14 protein-coding genes are annotated in these 21,794 nt (G+C 56.3%); 9 read left to right on the top strand and 5 right to left on the bottom strand.

What is annotated here, in order from left to right; genetic code table 11:
• The first annotated feature begins 24 nt into the window (after positions 1–24).
• The 5 genes from HQL76_01700 (at position 25) to HQL76_01680 (ending at position 5,690) form a co-directional block, all read left to right on the top strand.
• Positions 25–1,605 carry a methyl-accepting chemotaxis protein gene (locus HQL76_01700; protein MBF0107878.1) on the top strand — a complete coding sequence of 527 codons (1,581 nt, stop codon included), beginning with the start codon at positions 25–27 and terminating at the stop codon, positions 1,603–1,605.
• A 300-nt stretch (positions 1,606–1,905) separates the two neighbouring features.
• Positions 1,906–2,709: an undecaprenyl-diphosphate phosphatase gene (locus tag HQL76_01695; GenBank protein MBF0107877.1), complete on the top strand. Its 804-nt coding sequence runs from the start codon at positions 1,906–1,908 to the stop codon at positions 2,707–2,709.
• Between the two features lie 6 nt (positions 2,710–2,715).
• Positions 2,716–3,840, top strand: a complete 1,125-nt coding sequence (locus HQL76_01690) for an SGNH/GDSL hydrolase family protein (protein MBF0107876.1) — start codon at positions 2,716–2,718, stop codon at positions 3,838–3,840.
• 84 nt (positions 3,841–3,924) lie between these two features.
• Positions 3,925–4,695 carry a hypothetical protein gene (locus HQL76_01685; GenBank protein MBF0107875.1) on the top strand — a complete coding sequence of 257 codons (771 nt, stop codon included), beginning with the start codon at positions 3,925–3,927 and terminating at the stop codon, positions 4,693–4,695.
• Positions 4,696–4,733: 38 nt separating this feature from the next.
• Positions 4,734–5,690 (top strand): chemotaxis protein CheV, encoded by a 957-nt coding sequence (locus HQL76_01680; GenBank protein MBF0107874.1) that lies wholly within the window; start codon positions 4,734–4,736, stop codon positions 5,688–5,690.
• 601 nt (positions 5,691–6,291) lie between these two features.
• On the opposite strand, the gene HQL76_01675 is transcribed toward HQL76_01680, so the two are convergent.
• Positions 6,292–6,858, bottom strand: a complete 567-nt coding sequence (locus HQL76_01675) for a SocA family protein (GenBank protein MBF0107873.1) — start codon at positions 6,856–6,858, stop codon at positions 6,292–6,294.
• Positions 6,859–7,453: 595 nt separating this feature from the next.
• On the opposite strand from HQL76_01675, the gene HQL76_01670 reads away from it, so the two are divergent.
• From HQL76_01670 to HQL76_01660, 3 genes are all read left to right on the top strand, one after another.
• On the top strand, positions 7,454–7,651 hold the full coding sequence (locus tag HQL76_01670; protein MBF0107872.1) for a hypothetical protein: 198 nt from the start codon (positions 7,454–7,456) through the stop codon (positions 7,649–7,651).
• Positions 7,652–7,860: 209 nt separating this feature from the next.
• Positions 7,861–8,640, top strand: coding sequence for a PhnD/SsuA/transferrin family substrate-binding protein (locus HQL76_01665; protein MBF0107871.1), 780 nt, complete (start codon positions 7,861–7,863; stop codon positions 8,638–8,640).
• Between the two features lie 53 nt (positions 8,641–8,693).
• Positions 8,694–12,020: a response regulator gene (locus HQL76_01660; GenBank protein MBF0107870.1), complete on the top strand. Its 3,327-nt coding sequence runs from the start codon at positions 8,694–8,696 to the stop codon at positions 12,018–12,020.
• Positions 12,021–12,127: 107 nt separating this feature from the next.
• Here HQL76_01660 and HQL76_01655 read toward each other — a convergent pair whose 3' ends face one another.
• The 4 genes from HQL76_01655 to HQL76_01640 all read right to left on the bottom strand — a co-directional run bounded on the left by HQL76_01655 (position 12,128) and on the right by HQL76_01640 (position 20,140).
• A complete protein-coding gene (locus HQL76_01655; GenBank protein ID MBF0107869.1) occupies positions 12,128–12,766 on the bottom strand; it encodes a DUF1640 domain-containing protein in 639 nt (212 codons plus the stop codon).
• A 207-nt stretch (positions 12,767–12,973) separates the two neighbouring features.
• On the bottom strand, positions 12,974–13,876 hold the full coding sequence (locus tag HQL76_01650) for an apolipoprotein A1/A4/E family protein (protein MBF0107868.1): 903 nt from the start codon (positions 13,874–13,876) through the stop codon (positions 12,974–12,976).
• A gap of 106 nt (positions 13,877–13,982) precedes the next feature.
• Complete coding sequence (locus HQL76_01645) at positions 13,983–17,384, bottom strand: UvrD-helicase domain-containing protein (protein ID MBF0107867.1); 3,402 nt, start codon at positions 17,382–17,384, stop codon at positions 13,983–13,985.
• Positions 17,381–20,140 carry a PD-(D/E)XK nuclease family protein gene (locus tag HQL76_01640; GenBank protein ID MBF0107866.1) on the bottom strand — a complete coding sequence of 920 codons (2,760 nt, stop codon included), beginning with the start codon at positions 20,138–20,140 and terminating at the stop codon, positions 17,381–17,383. Before HQL76_01640 ends, HQL76_01645 begins: the two co-directional genes overlap by 4 nt.
• Positions 20,141–20,291: 151 nt before the next feature.
• Between HQL76_01640 and HQL76_01635 the strand changes: the two genes are divergently transcribed.
• A complete protein-coding gene (locus tag HQL76_01635; GenBank protein ID MBF0107865.1) occupies positions 20,292–21,743 on the top strand; it encodes a tetratricopeptide repeat protein in 1,452 nt (483 codons plus the stop codon).
• Positions 21,744–21,794 lie beyond the last annotated feature (51 nt).

Genomic DNA, 21,794 nt, shown 5'->3' with positions numbered 1-21,794 from the left:
CTATTCCTGTTATTGGGTAACATCATGCCCCATCGATATCGATCCGTCGCGTCCAAGGTCATGGTTTCCACCGGCCTGGTGGGGATGGCAAGTTTGCTCATCCAGGGATGGATATCGTTGCACAACATGGAGTCCGCCCTGTTGGAACAGAACGAACAGTCGATCCATCGATTGACCGATGGGGTCAATCGGAGCCTCTCCTTGATGATGCTTTCGGGACAATCGGATATGGCCCGGGGATATGCCGCAGAAATGCGTGGTATCGAGGGATTGATCGATTTCAAGATTCTGCGCCTGGACGCCAGGGAGGCATTTCTACCCTATGATGACCAGAAAAACGGACGTCTGGAGGAAGATGCGGGCGTGGTCGGTTACACACATTATGATCCGTCACGAGTTCCCGCCCCTTTTGCGCGGGCGATCGAACATCTGGGTCCGGTGACCGAAAGCGCCATCTCTGCCGCCGACGGAACCACGCTGAGGACCTACTACATTCCCCTGCCCAATAAGGAAGAGTGCCAGTCCTGCCATGGGACGGGACACAAGGTCAGGGGAATACTGAGCTTGACCATTTCACTGGCCCCTCTGGAACAGCGGATCACCCAGGCGCGGATCAACGCCTTGGCAACCGCCGGGATCTCGACGGTCACATTTCTACTCATTTTATGGTGGTTGTTACGACGGTCGGTCACAGTTCCCCTGAACCGAACCCAGGAAATCATTTCGGTCATAGCCGCCGGGAATCTGACACGAAGGGTCCCTTTGAATTCCGACAATCAAGACGAGGTCTCCAACATTGCCCGGCACGTCAACGACATGGCCCATGGATTGGAAGCGACGCTGCTTCTGGTGCGCCGGCAATTCGCCACCATCTCCGAAAGTCTCGAACGTTTCGCCACCACCAGAAAGCAGGTAGAGGAACAGACATCCCGAAGTGCGACGGTCACCAATGAGGTTGCCCGATTCATGAAAGTGATCATGGAACTGATCTGGAAGAGCGCCGATCATTCACGCACCACCGAAAAGATCGCCCGGGAGGTTGCGGAGGAGGCCCAACAAACAGGACAGGCGGTCATGGAGGCAGTCGCCGTGATGGGGCGGATTGGTGAACGGACCGAGGTGATCAAAGCCATCGCCCGTCAGACCAATCTTCTTGCCCTCAACGCATCCATCGAGGCGGCCCGGGCCGGTGAACATGGCAAGGGATTTGCGGTTGTCGCCGCGGAGGTCCGGAAACTTGCGGAACACAGTGATGCCTCGGCCCGTGAGATTGGCCGTTTGACCGAAGAAAGCAGGTCGGTTTCGGAGAAGGCCAGCGCACGATTGAACACCCTTGTTCCAAAAATTCTCCATACCGCCCAACTGGTCGCCAACATCGACCATCTTTCCAATGCCCAAGGTGAAGGCGCCAGGAAGATTTCATCGGCCTTGGATCGCCTTGACCAGGCGGTACGGGAAAATGCCGAAACCTCCAATCAGATCACGACTGTTTCCTCCCAACTGAGCGCCATGGCCCATCGTGTCGAAGAGGCTTTGGGTGTTTTTCAATTGGAGTCCGAGGAACAAACCAACCTTCCCGACACCGCGAACCAAGGATCGATCTGAGGTATTACCGACCTTCCTCCGCTTGTTCAGCCCACCGGTCCGGTCCATGTTCCGATCCATGATTGCCTGGAAGTAACCGTTCACCCCTCCTTTGACAAACGTCATCCCAAACGAACGCGAGGATCCAGGAAGGCCCCGCAAATCCTGGATCCCCGCTTTCGCTTGGAATGACGGGGGCTGAGCGGTTACGCCTGGGACAGAAATATTTTCCCTCGACGCCGTTGACAAGGTTTGCCTTCACTTGCGATAAGTATGCATCGTTACAGGTCGTCATTTCTCTTTATCGTATGAAAGATAATCATGGACTGGTTTCATGCCTTGGTATTGGGAATCGTGCAAGGGGTCACCGAATTTCTCCCCATCAGCTCATCGGGACATTTGATACTGCTGCCCCGTCTTCTCGCCTGGCCCGACCAGGGACTGAGCTTCGATGTCGCGGTCAATACCGGTTCTCTCGTGGCGCTGGTCGGCTATTTTCACAAGGAGGTTTATCGACTCGTCACATCCTTTTTTGCCACGCTGCGCCGCGGCGGCTGGCACGCCCATCCCGAAGGCAGGCTCGCGTGGTGGCTGGGCATCGGTACCATTCCCGTCGGACTGGCGGGTCTGACCTTCAAGGACCAGGTGGAAACCGCCGCCCGCAATCCACTGATCATCGCCACGACCTCCATCCTGTTCGGCCTGCTTTTGTGGTACGCCGACCAAAGGGGAAAACAAGCCCGCACCCTGGAATCGATCGGGATCGGGGATGCCCTGCTGGTCGGTTGCGCCCAGGCCCTGGCGCTGATTCCAGGGACCTCCCGGTCGGGCATCACCATGACGGCGGGATTGATGATGAATCTAAACCGGGAATCGGCGGCCCGTTTCTCCTTTCTTCTGGCCATCCCCGTCAGCGTTCTGGCGGGAGGGCTTGAATTGATCGAATGGGTACGGCAGTCCCATTCCCTTGCCGAGTGGCTGCCGATGGCCATAGGATTTTTCACCTCCGGCATTTCGGCTTTTCTGGTGATCCATTGGTTGCTGTATTGGATACGCAGTCGATCCATGACCATCTTTGTCGTTTACCGGGTGATTCTCGGCCTGGCTTTGTTCATCATCTTCTGAGTCGCCATGACCACGGACCTCCCGTCACGAACGAAACAAACCTTTGCCAGGAAGGGGGCGGCCTGGCGCACGGGCCTTCTCTACCTGGGCATCACGCTGTTCTCTCTTCTCCTGGTCGAGGGGGTGGTACGGGTGCGGCAATGGTGGCTTTACGGGGCATCCGAAACCCTGGAGAAGGCCTATCACGATGATCGGAAAACAGGGCTGCGCCTGCCCGTGGCCAATTATGAATCCAGAACGACCCGGATCAATTCGTTGGGTTTTCGCGGACCGGAAATCGCCGTTCCCAAACCGACGAATACCTTGCGCTTGGCGTTTCTCGGCGGGTCCACGACCTATTGCGCCGAAGCCAGCGGCAACGACAAGGTATGGCCGCACCTGGTCTGGAAACGCCTTCAGGAGGCCCATCCTCATGTCCGGATGGATTATGTCAACGCCGGAGTCCCTGGAATCGCCGTCCCTGTCTCGCTGAAGGATCTCCGCCTGCGTCTTGCGGGACTGCAACCGGATCTGTTCGTCATCTACCATGCCAGCAATGACATGTCCTGGGAAGCGCGACAACTGGCCATTGCCGCGGGTCTGTATCGCAAGGAGGAAGAGACCGATTTCCTTGGGAAGTATTCGTTGTTCTGGTTTCTCATGGAAAAAAATTTCCGTCTGCTGCGGATCCAAAGGGAAATGCAGGACAAGCAGCGTCACCTGGACCGCCTTCCGGAAACCTTTGGCGCCGAGTTTGGCGGCAACCTGGTCGCGCTGGTCCGCGAGGCGCAACATCTGGGTGGGATGGTTGCCCTTGTCACCTGGTCCCAGCAAATGCGGCGGGGACACGATGATCGGGAAAACCTGAAGGCAGCCGCGTCATCGCTCTATTACATGCCATTCATGACGCCCGACCTGCTGCTGCAAGGATTTGAAATGTACAATCGGGTCATCGCCGAAACCGCCAAAACGACGGGAAGCCTGTTGATCGGCGGGGAGGATCGGATCCCCGGAGATGCGCAACATTTCAACGATGCGATCCATTTCACGGACGCCGGCAACGTTGCGATGGCCGACCGGGTGGCCGGGGCGCTGCTGGCATCCCGGGAGCTTCAGGAATTGCTCGTGAAAAAAGGGCAGGATCCTCATTGAACGGTGCGCCTTTGGCGTCGAAGGTCCATTGCGCCCATTCCATGAATCCGCTTGTTTGCACCCCCGAGGGAGGAGCCTCGAACCATGTCCCCGAAGAACGGAAGCGCCCTGGTTGTCCTGCGTCCCGGCGAGGCCAGGGCATTGATCGGATTATGCATCGCGTCCATGGATGCGGTGCGACAACGAACCCGGAGCGGCCACATGGTCGTCGTCGGGGGAACCACGACCCGACATGTCGTTCATCATCTTCTCGGCGAGGATCCCGGGCGGGACAGTTTTGCCGTCGGTCAAATCCGTCACGGCAACCTTGGTGAAACACCCCAACCAATCCGTGGTCCCGGTCCCTATTTGTTCGATGAGGGACAGGTTACCCGGGGCTGGCCGGCCCGGCTTCTGGAAAAATTTGGCCCTGGAGATATTTACATCAAGGGAGCCAACGCCATCGATCACGAAGGAAATGCCGCCATTCTATTGGGTTCTCCCATGGGTGGCAGCATCGGCGTTGCCCTGCCAATTCTTGCGGCCCGTGGTGGCCATCTGATCCTCCCGGTCACCCTCGAAAAGCTCATTCCCTCGGTCCCGAAGTCCCTGGGTCTTTTGGGACAGGGAAAAATCGACCATGTCATGGGCAACGAAACCGGTTTGATCCCCATCATGGCAGGAAGCGCCACCGTCATCACCGAACTTCAGGCCATGCGCCATCTTGCCGATGTCACAGCCACCGCCGTTGCCGCGGGCGGTGTGGATGATTGCGCCGGGGCCCGGGTCATTCATTTCACGGGCGCATCGGAAAACGTGGAAAAAATGTGGGACATTATTATAAGATTGCGTGATACGGAACTTGTGGATCCCTGACCCCTCAATCCTGGCCCTGAACATTTTCGAAAGGAACGATGATGGACGACATGCTGGATGAAGTCACGCAACGGGCCAACCTCGCGTTTTCCAATCAGATGGAAATGCTGACCTTTTTCCTGGCCGACCGGCAGCAGTATGGCATCAACGTGTTCAAGATCATCGAGGTGATCGAAACCCCAAGAGAAATCACGCAGATGCCCGAGACCCATCCCGCCATTGTCGGAGCCATCGATTTTCGCGGCAAGGTGGTGACGGTCATCGACCTGGGAATGACGCTGGGATTGAAGCCGATTGCGGTGGGCAAGGAGTTGAGCTACATCATCGTGTGCGAATACAGTGGCATGATCCAGGGTCTCATGGTCAGTCAGCCGAACAAGCTGATCACCCGAAGCTGGCAGGAGATCAAAAGCCCCGGAAGCAGTTTTCAGGAAGCGGCCTGCCTTACCGCCCTCACCTACGAGCAGAATGGCGAGGCGATCCAGATTCTCGACATCGAGAAGATTCTTGGCGAAATCATCGGCGCCGATGAAACCATTGCCGCGGAACTTCTGGCCCAGGGGCGGCAGTTGGACATATCAAGGTTCAAGGTATTGGTTGTGGACGATTCGAAGGCGGCGCGCAATCAGATCGAACGAACGCTTGAACAGATGGGCGCCCCTTATGATTCCTTCGACGCCGCCGCCAAGGCGTTCGACCACATCATGAAAAACTTTGCCGCTCACCCCGCCCCTTTGTACAACTTGATCATCTCCGACATCGAAATGCCCGGCATGGACGGGTTTACCTTCACCCGGAACATGAAAGGACATACCGACACCCGTCTGACCTCCATCCCCATGGTCCTTCACAGTTCCATGAGCAATGAATCCAACAAGAGCAAGGCCCAGGAAATGGGAGCGGACGATTTCATTCCCAAGTACCAGGCCGATGCCATTGCCACCATGGTCCTGAAGTGGCACTCGAAATCCCAGAGCGGCGCCATGCATCCATGAATACGGAAGTCATGGACATCCCTTGGCATGGATTCAAAGGATCGCAGGTCGAACCTGCCATCCAAGTGGTGGAAAGATGACGGATCAGAATGGATTCCGAAGCCCGAGACGTGGAAAAGCGTATCCAAGCGAAAATGATCATGCCTCGGAAATTGGAAAACATGGTATCTCGATGATTTCAAGGGAACGTTCAACGTCTATTTATGTGACAAGTAGAATTGGAGGACCTCGCGTGAAACATGTGTAGATTTTTCAATACCCTTGCAAATATGAGTAAACACATCATCATCAATGGGACTGTGGGCCGAGAACTTCCCTTCATTAACCCCGCGAATGATCTTGTTCGCATCCTCAATACGTGCCCAGGCATATAAAACGTAACTCTCTCGTTTAATAAAAGGATGGCCTGAATTTAATGTACACGTCTTATCATATGGAATTGAATTCTTGACGCTTGAAATTGGCACGATCAATACGCTCTTCACTCCAGACCCATTATCGAACGGGTCCGTGAGAACGACAAAAAGATGCTTGCGGTCAGGATCGGTCTTTGGGCCTGAAGGAATAAGAACCGTTGCCTTTTTGAATGGAATAAACAGACTCATAATGAGGCAAAGAGTTTGTCTATTTCCTGTCCCGTGGCAACTATGTTTGCCAGTTCTGTCGCAGCATCCTCGTCGAACCCAACAGATCGGGCTAAAGTATGAAAAGCGATCGGGCGAGACGAACCATCAGGGTCTTCCCATTCAGGACAATTTTCGTGTGTCCAATCGCGGATTTCCCACTTCCCCATCCGTCCAAACCGATCCCAGACAAATTCAAGAACATCGATCTCTGCCTCGCTTAGCTTTGTCAGGCATCTTGCGTCAAAAGCAACGCGGGCCGATACTTCATGATTCTCCTTGGCCGAAATCAGATCTTCCCACCCCCCTGGGGGTGAGTGGACATTGCCATTCATCAAGTCCAACGTCATGGAAAGCACGGGGCCATGCGGCATCGAAACAGGATGGTCCCATGTCATCGGCAACCCTGTTCTGGACACCGCCTCCCGATCCGCAAGATACATCAGTTTCATCAGCTTCAAATGGGACATGCGGCCATCTTGGGTCTTTCCCAGGAAAAACACTGCCACTTGCGCTGTTTTTGTCTCATTAAACATCTTAACCATCTCTCTGGTGTCTATGATTCTTAACAGCCCCAAGCCTTCCCCATGATCGTTATTGCACCTGGAAAACCATAAGTCAATCAAAAAACATGCCAATAATGCACATGATTACATGGCGTTCAGGGGGAAATGTTGCAGCGTTTCGACAATTTTGACACCGGAAGCAATGGATTGTCACCAGGAATTCATCAGGAGGACCATTTTGTCGGCGCCGACAAACAGCTTTCGACCGGGATCCCTCATCAAATCACAGGAACATTGGGGATTTGCGGGGCCTCCCTGGATCCCCTCTGTAGCAGGGGATGACGTTTGTCAGAGGGGATCTGAATAGTTACCCCCGAGCCGGGCAAAAACATTCTTCGCGATGGAAAAAGAATTTTCACCATTCCGACTCTCAATGAAGCGGAAATTTCGTCCTTCTCCGCGGTGAAGCGGCAGGAAGATTTATTTTATTCTCAACTATATCAAATATCTACATTGGGCAACATCCTTGAGATGCGCATGTTCCCGTGCCATGGCATGAAACTTGACCATGGAGTGTCGATAGGGCAGCGGTCCAATCACCGTGTTTATTCCTCGTTCATGAAGGGAGAGAAAAATGATCGATTCTCTTGTCGATGCCATTCTGGTCTGGAATGTGTCCGGCAGATTCCACATCGGGTCCATGTTCGAAGTCATCCTCTATTTCCTGATGGCTTTTCTCACCTTGTTTCCCATACTTCTGACCCATCGGAAACTGGCGGATCGATCGATTCGCGAGGAACGGCAACTCATGAATTCCGGAGGGCTGGATTGAGTCGTCATATCCCCCCTCCATGGATGCCGACCGGAGACACTTGGAACGCACGCTTCGGGTGACTCCATGCCCTTCATCATATGAGTGACAGGATGTTTTTCTTTATGTATTTGCATCCAATCATCATGATTTCATCACCAATCCGACGTTTCTGTTTATTGGCGTGCCTGCCGCTGTTTCTTCCATTCTGTTCCGAGGCGTCGGAACGGATGATGCTGAAATTCGGCATCTATACCTCGGAAAAGGCTTCAACCATGGTTCAGCAGTTTCGCCCTGTTCTCGACGCCTTGGAACAGGGAATGGAACAACGGTTGGGTCAACCGGTGACCATCACGACCATTGTCTCGCCAACCTATGAAGATGGAAGAAAAAAATTGACAACAGGACAGGTCGATCTTGCCCGGATGGGACCGGCCAGTTATGTCCTGGCCAAACTGGAGAATCATGATCTATCTCTTCTTGTCTTCGAAAACGATGGCGGGGACAAATGGCTCGACGGTGTGATTGCGGTGCGAAAGGACAGTTCAATCCAGCAGATCTCCGACCTGAGAGGAAAAAGTTTTGCCTTCGGCGATGAAAGCTCCACCATCGGTCGTTACCTGGCACAATACGCCATGATGGAAAACGGTGTCCTTGCACGGGACCTGTCGCAGTATACGTATCTGGGCCGACATGATCTGGTGGGGCAGGCGGTGCTGCACGAAACCTACGATGCCGGAGCCATGAAGGAAGATGTCTATAATAAACTTGTCGCCGCCGGAAAACCCTTGCGGGCAATCGCAAGGTTGCCCAACATCACGGGACCGTGGGCGGCACGGGCAGACATGGATCCCATCGTGCGGCAAGCCATCATCGATTCCCTGCTTGAACTCAAGGACCCAAAAGTCTTGAACACCATGAGAAAAAATGGTTTCCTCCCCGGTACCGACGATGATCTGGTGCATGTTCGCCGGACGATCGAAAACAATGCACGCTTTTTCCTTCCATAGAACTGGATGCCTTTGATCCGGATTTTCTCCATGCGTCTATTCGATGGCCGGCAATGACGATGCCTCGGGAAGTGGTGAAACGTTGGCGAAAACGTTTGAGCCGTTTGCCATTGCTGGTGCAGTTGGGCGTGGCATCCCTGGCTGTTTTTTTCGTCATGTTCCAACTGGTGACCGAAGGGGTCTTGGGCCTGGAACAGGATCATCTCGAACAGGAATTGCATACCCGCTTCGAAAACCGGGCCGACCTGTTCGTGGCAACCACCCAGGATGCCGTGGTCAGCCGCGATTGGCCGATCCTGGATGGCATCATCACCGAGACGGTCGCGGGAGACAAGGACCTGGTCTTTTTGCATATCCTTGACCGCGACCTCCAGACAATGGCCGATTGGCAGCGCAAAAAAAACACCCCTCTAAAACATTCCCTGATTACCTTCACCAGAGAGGTCAACCTTGCCGGGGAACACTTTGGCCGGGTAACGTTGACCTGGGACACGACCTCCATACGGGAAACCCATCGGCATCATTACAATCGCCTCAGGCTGATGCTGATCGGATTCGGGTTCGCTGCCGCTTTTGCCCTGGGGGGGACGGTTTATTTCCTGGTCATCCGTCCGGTCAAACGTATTCACCATCAATTGGGTGAAATCCATCGGACCCAAAGGATAAAACCGGGGGTACGGGTCTCCGGATCCCTGGAAATCAATCATTTGGGGCGGGCGGTCAATCGAATTGCCGAACTCGTGCAACTGCTCGATGAATCCCGAGTCCGCTTCCGCGACATGTTCGAGCACATGATGGTCGGCGCCGTCATCCTGAAACCGGATGGCAATGACTTTCTGGTCCTCGACATGAACCATACCGCCGAGGCACTTCATCGCAAGGTCAAATCCCAATGCCTGGGGCGGCGGGCAAGGGAGGTCTTTCCCTTCCTTCCCGACCTTCCCGTATGGGGGGCGCTTCAGTCCACCATCGCCCAGGCCTGGTCGCGACCGGTTCCCCCCTACCTCTACGATGATGGACAGGTTCAAGGATGGCGGGAATCCCATGTCTACAGACTCAATAGCGGTGAACTGGTCTGGATGGATACCGACATCTCCGCAAAAAAACATGCCGAACGGTTGCGCCGGGAAAAAGATGCCGCCGAGCAGGCCAATGCAATGAAAAGTACCTTTCTGGCGGCAATGAGCCATGAAATTCGTACCCCGATCAACGGTATGCTCGGTATGATCGAACTGTTGCGCGGTTCCAGGCTCAAGGGCAATCAACGGCGATGGGTCGAAGGATTGCGCGATTCGGGTGAAATCCTGCTTGCCACAATCAATGACATCCTCGACTTCTCCAAAATCGAAGCCGGACGAATGACCATCGAATCCAGTCCCTTTTCCCTGGATCACCTCCTCAAAAATCTTATCAATACCACCGTTGCCCGCGCCCATGAAAAAAATCTGGAACTGGTCATCTACAAGAATCGGGACGTTCCCGACACCATGGTGGGCGATTCCTTTCGTTTGCAACAGGTCCTGTCCAATCTGGTGAGCAATGCCGTCAAATTTACCCCTTCTGGAGAAATTGTCCTGAAAATTGCCATGCCCCGGGTCACGGAAGGGCCATCGAAGATCGAGTTCTCCGTTCAAGATACCGGAATCGGCATCGCGAGCGAACACATCCATGGAATTTTTTGCGCCTTCGATCAGGGAGACAATGCCACATCCCGTCTTTACGGCGGTACCGGGTTGGGTTTGGCAATCTGCAAGCGTCTGGTCAATGCCATGGGGGGCAGCATACATGTGGAAAGCCTTCTGGGATCGGGATCGACTTTTCGTGTCACCCTTCCCTGGTCCCCGTCCCCCGAGTCCGTGGACGGGGAAACGGCCATCGAACGCACGGTCCACGCCCTCTGCGGACTCAAGAATGCCACCGCCCTCGACTGCATGAAACGTACACTGGCCGACCTTGACTTCGTTTCCTTCGGTTATCGCGACGAGGATTCCATGTTCAAGGAAATCGACAGGTGGCGCGACAGGGTGGAGATCGCTTTCCTCGATGTCAACCTCAACGGTTCCGACATGGTCATCCTGACGCAACGATTGCGCAGTCAGCCAGGACTGGCCCATCTGCCGGTGGTCTACCTTCTCAATACCCATGATCAGCACAAGGGCGATTTTCAACGTCTCGAAAAGGTTCCCGATTCATCCATGATCATCAAACCGGTCTACGGTTCCCAGGTATTGGACGTGATCATGGAACTTCTGGAAAAACGGACGCCCAGCGCCACCAGACGCTGGGGGGTGACGGAAACATGGAAGGAAATGGCCGCCAGGGGAGGCGTCCGGGAACGACTCCTCGGCGGACGGGTACTTCTGGTGGAGGACAACGAAATCAACCGCATCGTCGCCCAGGAAGCACTCATCCTCGCGGGTCTGGAAATCGAGGTCGCCGCCAACGGGATGGAAGCGCTTAAAATTCTTGAGAAAAAACAGTTTGATGGCGTCTTGATGGATATTCAGATGCCCGTTCTCGACGGCTACAAAACAACACAGATCATTCGCAACCGTCTGGAGTTGACCCACCTTCCCATCATCGCCATGACAGCGGGGGTTCAATCCCAGGAACGGGATCGGTGTCTGGCGGCGGGGATGAACGATCACATCGGCAAACCCCTCGATTATGCTCTGCTGCTCGAAAAAATGGTCCTATGGATCCACCCTTCCCGGGCAAACACGGTCTCTTCCAACAGCCCATCCGAAACAACAGCAAGCCTGGTCACCGGGGAAAACAGGGAACAGCCTGTTTTCGAAAACCTTCCTGGAATCGACGTCGCCCTGGGACTCAACATGCTGGGAAACAATGTCAAACTCTATCGCAAGCTGCTCGACGGTTTCTTTGAAATTCATTCCCTGAGCGGACTGAATCTATTGGCCGCCATCAACGCCGGAGACCTGCCCCAGGCCATTCGTCTGACCCACACCCTCAAAAGCGTCGCGGGAACTCTGGGAGCCCAGGCATTGCGCGATCATGCCGCAAATCTGGAACTGACGCTCAAGAAAAATGATGCATCCGATTCCGACCGTCTGCAATCCCTTCTCCAACTTCTCGAAGAATTTGAACTGGTCCTGACAGGCATTCGTTCCCTGAAACATGTCGCGAACGTGCCCGGCAAACAAGAGCACGGATCCATGGGCGAAAAAATCATCGGCAAATTACAGACACTTGTTCATCAGGCCGATACCCGCGCCATCCGCCTGTTTCATAAACACCGCGAGCAGTTGGCCACCCTGTTGCCCGAGGAATCCCTCCAGACTCTTGAGGAACAACTGGGACGGTACGAAATGAAAAAAGCCGCGGAAACACTGACGATCGCCCTGATCGGAAAGCCCTGAAACAGGAGACCACGCAGCCCCGCCAACAAGCGACAGCATACATTTCTCCAAACGCCCGATGAAAAAAACCTTCCCGGCGAACAATAAGGTCCGCCGGAGGCGGAAGATCAAAGCAGTTTCACCAGCGCAGCCATGGCCCCAACGGCCACGAACATCAAACTTCCGAGCTTGATCACCATGCGTTGCTCCAATTCCTTGATATCTCGTTTCAACTCCGACCGGACCGACTCGATTCTGACATCAAGTTCTTTGAACCGGACCTCAACTTCCTTGAACCGAACCTCAACCTTCGTCTCCAGTTCCTTGAACCGGACCTCAACCTTCGCTTCCAGGTCCTTGATATCTCGTTTCAACTCCGACCGGACCGACTCGATTCTGACATCAAGTTCCTTGAACCGAACCTCAACCTCTTTGAACCGAACCTCAACCTTCGTCTCCAGTTCCTTGAGCCGGGCTTCGGCCTTCGCGTCCAGTCCCTTGAGCCGGACCTCGGTCTGCGCGTCCAGTTCCTTGAGCCGGACTTCGGCCTTCGTATCCAGTTCCTTAAACCGGACTTCGGCCTTCGTATCCAGTTCCTTGAGGTCCCGCTGCAAATCCGTCCGGACCTGTTCCAGTTCCAGCCTGGTGGCCAGCCGGTCTTCCATCCATTCGACGATGGTCTCGGCCTGTATTTCCGCCTGGGCCTCGGGAACGCCAGCGGCTTTCAATCTTTTAGCGTAGGCCAGCGAATCGAACATGAGCGACATGGTGGGGTTCCTCGTTTTCCCGGACTAATGAAGCCTCCCCGCAGGCACATCCATTGGGGCAATCATACAATAAAACGACGATTATTGTCACCAAATCGCACCACTTTCATCATTTATCCTGGGACCATTCCAGCCATGCATCCATCAATGGAAAACAAATAATATAATGTCCCCAGGTTTCCGAGGAGTCCACCCAGAGGCGGAAGATCAAAGCAGTTTCACCAGCGCGGCCATGGCCCCGACGGCCACGAACATCAGGCTTCCGAGCTTGATCACCATGCGTTGCTCCAGTTCCTTGATATCTCGTTTCAACTCCGACCGGACCGACTCGATCCTGACATCGAGTTCCTTGAACCGGACCTCAACCTTCGCCTCCAGATCCTTGATATCTCGTTTCAACTCCGACCGGACCGACTCGATCCTGGCATCGAGTTCCTTGAACCGGACATCAACTTCCTTGAACCGGACATCAACATTCGTCTCCAGCTCCTTGAACCGGACACCAGCATTCGTCTCCAGTTCCTTGAACCGAACCTCAACTTCCTTGAACCGGACATCAGCATTCGTCTTCAGTTCATTGAACCGGACATCAGCATTCGTCTTCAGTTCATTGAACCGGGCTTCGGCCTTCGTGTCCAGTTCCTTGAACCGGGCTTCGGCCTTCGTATCCAGTTCCTTGAACCGGACACCAGCATTCGTCTCCAGTTCCTTGAACCGGACATCAACATTCGTCTCCAGTTCCTTGAGCCGGACTTCGGCCTTCGTATCCAGTTCCTTGAGCCGGACTTCGGCCTTCGTATCCAGTTCCTTGAGCCGGACATCAACATTCGTCTCCAGTTCCTTGAGCCGGGCTTCGGCCTTCGTGTCCAGTTCCTTGAGCCGGGCTTCGGTCTGCGCGTCCAGTTCCTTGAGCCGGACTTCGGCCTTCGTATCCAGTTCCTTGATGTCCCGCTGCAAATCCGCCCGGACCTGTTCCAGTTCCAGCCTGGTGGCCAGCCGGTCTTCCATCCATTCGACGATGGTCTCGGCCTGTATTTCCGCCTGGGCCTCGGGAACACCAGCGGCTTTCAATTTTTTGGCGTAGGCCAGCGAATCAAACATGAGCGACATGGTGGGGTTCCTCGTTTTCCCGGACTGATGAATCCTTCCCTCGGGCATATCCATTCGGGTCATCATACGACAAACGGGCGATGATTGTCACCATAACATACCATGTTCATCCTTGGGACCATTCCAGCCACGCATCCATCAATGGAAAATAAAGTCCAAGGCGAATGGGACGGGATTCGATGGCACCGACCAATCGCGCATAGAGTTCCATCTGTTCCTGATACCGTCTCTTTTCGTTTTCCAAAAAGATTTCGCGGTCTTCTCCTTCATTCTGGCTGGTCTTGAAATCGATGATCCAACGCCGGTTCGCGGAATCGACGAAGGAACGATCGATGACACCACGGACGAAATCCCCGTCCATCACCCCCGTCAGTCCCCACTCGACGTGGACGTCGGAATGGCCCGGATCGAACAACCAACGTCCCCGCGATGAAACAATCACCGACCTCAATCCCGCCACGACCCGATCGATGGCGACATCAAGTCGTTCCCTGGACAGTCCCAAATCCAACAGATGCCCCGCGAAGGATGGACGCAGACGATCAATCCGATCCCCAGACCAGGCATCCACCCCTTCGGCCCCCACAAGCGCCAAAAACCGATGAATGACCACCCCGATCCGGCGCGATTCGAATCGCTCTTCGTCCTCAAGAAAAGTGTCCGTTCTTTGTATCCCATTCTCCCACCCTCGCATCGGTTTTTCATGGCGCCCCGGCCAACCGGGCGGGCGCCAATCCGGTGGCAGACGGCGACAGGGCGGCAGGTCTGCCGGATCTTCCTTCTCCAAGACTTCCTGGCCCGGGTCGGAAGATGAAAACATTTCCGCCACCAACGGCCAAAGGACTGCCAAAAACGAACCCGAGACAGGATTGCGTTCTTCCTTCGGGCCACACCCGACCAGATGAAGCCGCCGACGCGCCCGGGTCACCGCGACATACAACAAGCGGCACACCTCGTTGCGGACCTTCTCCTGTTCCATCCGGGCCACAAACGTGTAGATCGGATCCCCCTCCCCTCCATCCCAACTGCCAATCGGCGCCAACAGAGGCGCCAAAGGGGCGGACCGGAATGATCGATCCGCCAACACCGGTGGCTCCATCCACATGAGCAGGCGTGCCTCCTCGGTTCGGGGACCACGATCGATCCCTGGAATGATGACACAATCGAATTCAAGCCCCTTGGCCTTGTGGATGGTCATGACCGCAAGTTCAGGATCCCCTTTCGGATCGATGGTGGAATAAAGGGTCGCCACCTCTTCCTCAAGGATCCGAAGATCGGGAAGCGTCCCATGAACCTCCAATCGTTCCAGAAGCGCGAAGAAACTTCCCGCATCATCCCATTGATGCCGGTTCGAGAAGACCACCCCACCCCCAAGACGACGCCATGTCCCTTCAATCCAGCGCCGCAAGGAACCGGGACCAGGAAATGCCGACCATTCCCCCCGCCGGTTCCACGCTTCCTGAAGAATGGGCCGGATCCGGGAAAGAATCCGGCGTCCATCGGCGGAAAGTACACCATCGATTTCCGGATGATTGCAACAGTCATGCACGGCGGCTCCCTTCTCGAAGGTGGCGATGGCATGAAGGTCCGCCAACGACAAACCACTCCAGGGGGCTCGAAGAAGGGCAAGCCATGCAATCCGGTCGTCCGGATGCAACAACGCCCGCGTCAATGTCAAAAGATCCTGGACCACGGGCCGTCGGGCCAGAGGATGAAGATCCACCGCCTGGTAACGCAGCTGTCGCGCATCGAGCGCCTTGATGATTTCATCCAGGTGTCCTCGGGTCCGAACCAGAATACAAACACTCAGACCCTGGCAGCGCAGTTCTTCGGCCAGGATCGCCACCCTTTGCCCCTCCTCCTGGCGATCGGAAACCCCCTCCACCACCACCGCCGGACCGGGAACGGCCTCGTGGACCGATCGTGACGGCGCATATTCGACCGCACCCGTTTCCGGACGTCCCCTTCTCGGAAAGACCCGGCGCATGCTGTCGTTCACCCAATCGACGATTCCCGGCGTGGAACGAAAATTGACCTCCAGAAAAAGCGGCTCGGTCCGCACCGGACCCATTCCGTGACGCTGAACCTGGAGAAAAAGGCCCACTTCCGCCTCACGGAAGCGGTAGATCGACTGCATCGGATCCCCGACCAGAAACAAGGTGTTCCCCTGATCGGGATTCCAGCCCGTAACCAGACGTTCCAGAAGTTCGTATTGCAGGCGTGACGTATCCTGGAATTCATCCACCAGGATGTGGCGCAGGCGATGATCCAGCCGCAACGCCAGATCCGACGGATCGTCCACCCCTCCCAGGGCGAGGATCGCCCGCCGCGCCACCTCCAGATGATCCACCGACTCTTCCAGGGAAAACTGGGCCAGAAGATGTCCCGCCGCCACCTTGAGCAAGGTTAGAAGGGCCTGAAGGACCCGCCATTGCGACGCCGAAAAGGGCTCGGCGGGCACATGGCGAACACGATCCAGCATCCCCTCAAGATTTTCGATGCCCCGCAACGAATCGACCAGAGCCGATACCCTTTGTTTCATCGATTCCCATCGACGTCCCTCTTCCCGTGACGCCGCTTTCGATCCGGGGGGAAATCCCAGGCGTTTGTCCCAGCGTTTGCGCCACGTTCCGTTGGTCGTGAGCAGCGTTTCGGCCAGGCTGTGCCACAGGGAAACATCCTTGAAAACAGGATCCGGCGGTTTCTTTCGTCCGATCCATGAATCATCCCCGCCCCGATCCGCCAAACGATGATGCGTGGCAAACGCCATGAGGGCCATGATCTCCTCCCAGAAACCGCTCCGGGAGATCTCCTCGGACAGTGGCGCCAGTTCGGCGCCAACCATGGCGGCCAGGCTTTCATCGAGGCGGGCCAGGAGCGTCTCGTCCACCTCCTCCCCGACATGGCGCAACCATTGATCACGCCGCGCCAGAAGATCCGAAAGCATGTTCTCGATCGGTTCCCAATCGTTGTCCAGATGCCCAAAGAGGACGAGGACGGCCCATCTCCAGGGGCAGTGTTCATCGTCGAAGACGTCGAGCGTCTCATGCGCCGCCTGCCGGTAGAACCTTTCGGGATGCTCGGCCAAATCCCCCTGTCCCCCCATTTCGGTCAACAGCGGCAACTGACGCACCAGAAAATGACAGAACGCATCTATGGTCATGATGCGCAACCGGAATGGATTTTCCTGCAACCGCCAACATTGGCGTCGATCCTGGTCGCGAACCTCTCGGGCAAGAATCCAGGTTTTCTTATCGAACGAGGACTCGGGGGGCGAAGGGATCAGGGCCCGATCCAGGGCCTGCAACACCCGGTCCTTCATTTCCCGCGCCGCCTTGCGGGTGAAGGTGATGGCGAGGATCTCCTCCGGTTGCTCCACCCGTCCCAGGAGAGCCAAAATCCTCTGGGTCAACAATCCCGTTTTTCCCGAACCGGCAGGGGCCTGAACGATGAAGGAACGATGAACGTCCAAAGCCAGGTCACGTGCCGTCTGATCGATCAGGTTCATGATGTCCCTCCGTCCTGCCGCTCCGCGACACGGCACAAGGCGTCCAGGTCACACTGATCACACACTCCCTTCAAAGGCATGACCCGGGCGTCTCCCTGGACAAAAGATTCCGCCAGATCCTTCAAGACCCGGCGCCAATGGTCCTTCAGGACAGAAAAATCGACGTTCCCGTCCGGATCGCCATTTTCAATCCTGGTGGCGACCCCGGGAAGGATGTCTTCCCGTTCCGCCAGACCCAGGAACCGTTTGGATTTTCGTGACAACATGCCATAGGACAAGGCCACAAGGTTGTCATCCAGACCAAGGGCATAAAGTGGCATCTGCGGGTCCCTGGGACGCACGCCGGACCAGTCGCCATACCTGGCCATGCCGGTCTTGTAGTCGATGATGACGAAGCCTTCGTCATCCAGACGATCGACCCGGTCCATCCGGTACCGCAATTCCAGGGAATGAAGGGACAAGGATCCCGATCGTTCCACGGCCATGACCGTGAAATCGGACTCACGCCGTTCCTCGATGGCCATCCATTGACCCAACAAAGCCCTCTGCCGCCGGAATTCCAATGCCAACAACCCTTGCGGCAACTGCCGTTCCGCCAGATCCTCGATCCAAGCGTCCATTCCCCGGACACAGGCGGTCTCGATCAACGCCCGACGCCCCTGTTCCGGAAGAAGACGCCATTGTTTCATCGAAAATCCGGGAACCAGCAAACGCGACAAGACCTGATGGGTCAGTTGTCCACGCAACGCCGGCGACAATCCGATCATCGCCGCGGGAAAGGTCTCCCCCTTCAGCCGGTAACGGGCGAACGCCTGGAACGGACAACGGGATTGGGCCTTCAACATGCCGGAGGAACCGGAAAAGGGACCAGCGCCCACCAATGGTACCGCCCCGTCCCCCGTGATCACCTCAAGTCCGGGTCGATCCGCATCCCATTCCATCGGTTCCAAGGGTGGTTCTTCCGTCGCGTCCGCGGCCACGATCCCCTGGATCAAGGGACTCGGACGCAATGCCACATCCCCGTCGCGCCGGGCGTGACTGACCACGACCACCGGAGCCGCGCCGAGAAGTTCCCCGGTCAGACGTTGGGCGAATTCGTGTTCACGGAGGCTCGATGATCGCGGCATCAGGTGTTCCTTTTGGAACGCCCGCGGCAGAAACGGATTCGGTTGAGGAGGTCGTGGCCAACGATCATCCGACATGCCCAGAAGCCAAAGCGCGGCAAACCTTTCCCCACCCGCCTCAAGCGAGCCCAAAATCTGAACCGGGGCATCTTCGCCCCTCTCGGGCTGAAACAAGGCCATGCTTGATTCGGCATCGAGCGCCGCCAGGGCCTCGGTTGCCGTCAAACCGGTTTCCACCATCTCCAGGGTGTCGAGGCCCGCCACCAACGCCCACCACGAAACGACGATCTGATGTTCGGAACTTGAAAGCGACCGTTCCCCCGGCCAGCCAAAGGCGGCCAGAAGGGCGGCAAACCGTCGCGACCAGTACCTTGGAGGCTGTTTTCTTGATTCGAATTCCGCTCCGGAAACAAGGGCGATCACCGCATCGAGCAGGACCACCAGTTGGGGAACCGAGCCATGATCCACCGCCATGGCGCGCAGATGTTCCAAAGAGACCCGGCGCCAGCCGCTTTCACGCCACTTCCGATCGAGGCGCCCGCGGAATGAATATTCCGCGCGTCCCCCGAGGCAATGGGGACACAACAGCAGACGGCTCGCTTCCTCCAGGGTGCAGCGCCCCGCGAAGGCAAGATGCAACAAGAAACGGGCATCGGCGATCATGGGATGATCCGCCAGCGCAAATCCCATGGAAACATTGAAAACCGGCTCCTCCGGCAGGGCATCGCCCACCAGCCCCCCGGGATGGAAGACCTCCGTGAAGATACGGATCACCTGCCGGCGCCACCGGGCAAGTTCGGGATGGATGATTCCGATCACCCGTCCCGGGGGCACAACCATCGCGCCACCATCGACACTGAGTTCCCCGACCACGGTCGCGCGCGAACGCTCCCGATCGATCCACCCCTTGGCCCATCGCGCCGCGGCCATGATTTCCCCCTCGTGATCGGCCAGAAGGCGAAACACCGGCGTCCCCCGCTCAGGCTCCGGAAGATAACGGGTCACGAAAACGCCATGCCGTTGCAGCAGTGAAAAAAATTGTTCGTTTTCCGGGGTCCATGAATCGAATCCCGCCAAAACGATCCCCTCGGGCCAACGAATCCGGTCCAGACGTCCCGCGACATATTTCGGCAGCAAGGAAGGGATGATCCAGCCCCCACGGGTCAACCGTGCCAGAAATTTTTTGCGCCAACGGATGAAGGTTTCGCAATCTTCCTGGCCCAGGGATTGTCCCTCCGGTGGGGGCAATCGCCATGCCACCAACAGGTCGAACGCTTCCCGCGCCAGGGCCGCGGCCCGACGCGGCCAAAGAATAGTGCGCGTTCCCTGAAGGTCCTCGGCAACGATCCGCTCCCATAAATACCGAATGGCCAGGTTCGACAACATCCGGGGCGGATTTTTTCCATCTTTTTCCGCGCCATCGAGACATTCCAGCCACAATGTCGCCATCCATGCCTGCAAGGGAATGACGGCCAACGACGTCCAGACCGCTTGCCCCCGGAATGCCTTGAAGGTATTCAATCTTCTGGTAAGGTGCCTGGAAAGGCGCCGGTTGACGGTGACCAGGAGATGGCCCCGGTCGAGGAGACCGGCAAGCTCCTCGATTCCCTGGACAGTGGCAAATGAATTCATGAGGTCGTCCCATGGTGGTTCGGATCAATCCCTTGGAAAAAGGAATGGTACCATGAGCGACGGAAAAAGGAAGACAATGCCCTTCCGGATCACGAAAAACAAACAAAGATCATTGACAATCATATCGAGAATTTCGATCCATTGGGGGATCATGTTCCTTGGACTGTCTCTTTCCTTCCCGATTCAGGCCGAAAAGACCGCCACCCATGGATCCTGGAGGGATTTTGCTCTTGGAATGAGCCGGTTGCCGGAAGGGACGACCGTGGACCGGATGGATGGATTGTTCGATACCCTGCTTGCCGCCCGAATCGCCCCCGGAAACGATGATGACGATGTCATCCTTTGGGTATTTCATCTGGGACGGATCCATTGTGACAACCGTTCCTGGGAACGATGCGAACACCTGTACGTCAACGGTTTTCGCTGGCTGGAAAAGATTCATGGTTCCCAGGAAATGATTCTGGTCGAACCCCTTGTGGAACTGGCCTCTCTCTGGTTTGCCCGAAGCGAGGATGCCCGCGCGGTCCAGGCAATTCTCCGGGGCATGCACATCATCGAGCGCCATCATGGAAGCGACCATCTTTTCCAGGCGCCGCTGCACGAGCGTCTGGCCGCGATTTACCGTCACATGGGCAAGGAAACCCTGGCCAGGCGTCATGAACAACGCCGGCTGGAACTGTGGCGGAAGGCAGTCGTTCCAGACGGCCTCGCCGCGGGCTTGCTGCCGAGGACAGGCCCCCCCATGGACGATCCGAAGGAAAAAACCATCGCCGCCGGAATTCTGGAACTCCTGGCCAAGACCCCGCAAGAGCGCCATGAACTGAAGGCGCGTCTCATCCGAATGCGTATCCGTCATTCCGACACTTTGTCCCCGGAAGAAAAGATCGCTTCCCTGACCACGGCGCTATCCCTGCTGGAACAGTCGAAAGGGAAAAATCATCCCGGACTTGTTCCGGTGTTGATGGAACTGGCCATTCTCCAGCAAAATTCGGGAATGATTGGGGAAGCCAAGGGACTGATTCATCGGTCCCTGTCCCTGGTGAGCGAATTTTTCGGACCCGATCATCCGGGAATCGCCCGGATACAACTCCTCCTTGGAGAAAACCAGAGGCTGGAGGGGCGGATGGAAGAGGCGATCGCCACCTTCGAACAGGCCATCGCCGCCCTTCGAAGGTTGTCCCCGCCTCCCGCGGAGCCCCTGGCCGCGGCCCTGATGGATCTGGCGCATCTGCACGCGACGACAGGACGCATCGACCTGGAAGAACAAACCCGAATGGAATACCTGGTCCTTCTCGCCGCGAACAAAGAAACCCCACCCATGCAACTGGCCCTGGCCCGGCAGCGCCACAAGGAAACCGTCGCCAGACTGCCGCGGGAGGCAGGCGAAGAAAAACCGTTGCAAAGTCTTAACTTTCCCACGCTGATGAAACGGGTGCAACGCCGCCTCGCATCCCGGGGATTGTATCCCGGTCCCGCGGATGGCTTTCTCGGCAGGCCATCATTCACGGCGATCCGCGCCTTCGAAAAAAGGATTGGACTGACGGAAAGTCCAAAGATCAACACAAAAACCCTGATCCGAATCCTGGAACACCTTCCACCTTGATGCTATTCTGGAAAAAAAATCATTCGACAAATCGCGCCGCGAAAGACGCCT

This window comes from Magnetococcales bacterium (assembly GCA_015228815.1).
Taxonomy (GTDB): Bacteria; Pseudomonadota; Magnetococcia; order Magnetococcales; family UBA8363; genus UBA8363.
The sequence above is the reverse complement of the archived record's forward strand: the minus strand, read 5'-3'. Positions and strand labels throughout refer to the sequence as shown.

What these genes read in the sequence shown, in the direction of transcription:
- HQL76_01665 (MBF0107871.1), top strand. Translation starts at nt 7,861, where the DNA reads ATGATGCTGAAATTCGGCATCTATACCTCGGAAAAGGCTTCAACCATG.
- HQL76_01695 (MBF0107877.1), top strand. Translation starts at nt 1,906, where the DNA reads ATGGACTGGTTTCATGCCTTGGTATTGGGAATCGTGCAAGGGGTCACC.
- HQL76_01640 (MBF0107866.1), bottom strand. Translation starts at nt 20,140, where the DNA reads ATGAATTCATTTGCCACTGTCCAGGGAATCGAGGAGCTTGCCGGTCTC.
- HQL76_01660 (MBF0107870.1), top strand. Translation starts at nt 8,694, where the DNA reads ATGACGATGCCTCGGGAAGTGGTGAAACGTTGGCGAAAACGTTTGAGC.
- HQL76_01645 (MBF0107867.1), bottom strand. Translation starts at nt 17,384, where the DNA reads ATGAACCTGATCGATCAGACGGCACGTGACCTGGCTTTGGACGTTCAT.
- HQL76_01675 (MBF0107873.1), bottom strand. Translation starts at nt 6,858, where the DNA reads ATGGTTAAGATGTTTAATGAGACAAAAACAGCGCAAGTGGCAGTGTTT.
- HQL76_01655 (MBF0107869.1), bottom strand. Translation starts at nt 12,766, where the DNA reads ATGTCGCTCATGTTCGATTCGCTGGCCTACGCTAAAAGATTGAAAGCC.
- HQL76_01690 (MBF0107876.1), top strand. Translation starts at nt 2,716, where the DNA reads ATGACCACGGACCTCCCGTCACGAACGAAACAAACCTTTGCCAGGAAG.
- HQL76_01635 (MBF0107865.1), top strand. Translation starts at nt 20,292, where the DNA reads ATGTTCCTTGGACTGTCTCTTTCCTTCCCGATTCAGGCCGAAAAGACC.
- HQL76_01650 (MBF0107868.1), bottom strand. Translation starts at nt 13,876, where the DNA reads ATGTCGCTCATGTTTGATTCGCTGGCCTACGCCAAAAAATTGAAAGCC.
- HQL76_01685 (MBF0107875.1), top strand. Translation starts at nt 3,925, where the DNA reads ATGTCCCCGAAGAACGGAAGCGCCCTGGTTGTCCTGCGTCCCGGCGAG.
- HQL76_01680 (MBF0107874.1), top strand. Translation starts at nt 4,734, where the DNA reads ATGATGGACGACATGCTGGATGAAGTCACGCAACGGGCCAACCTCGCG.
- HQL76_01670 (MBF0107872.1), top strand. Translation starts at nt 7,454, where the DNA reads ATGATCGATTCTCTTGTCGATGCCATTCTGGTCTGGAATGTGTCCGGC.
- HQL76_01700 (MBF0107878.1), top strand. Translation starts at nt 25, where the DNA reads ATGCCCCATCGATATCGATCCGTCGCGTCCAAGGTCATGGTTTCCACC.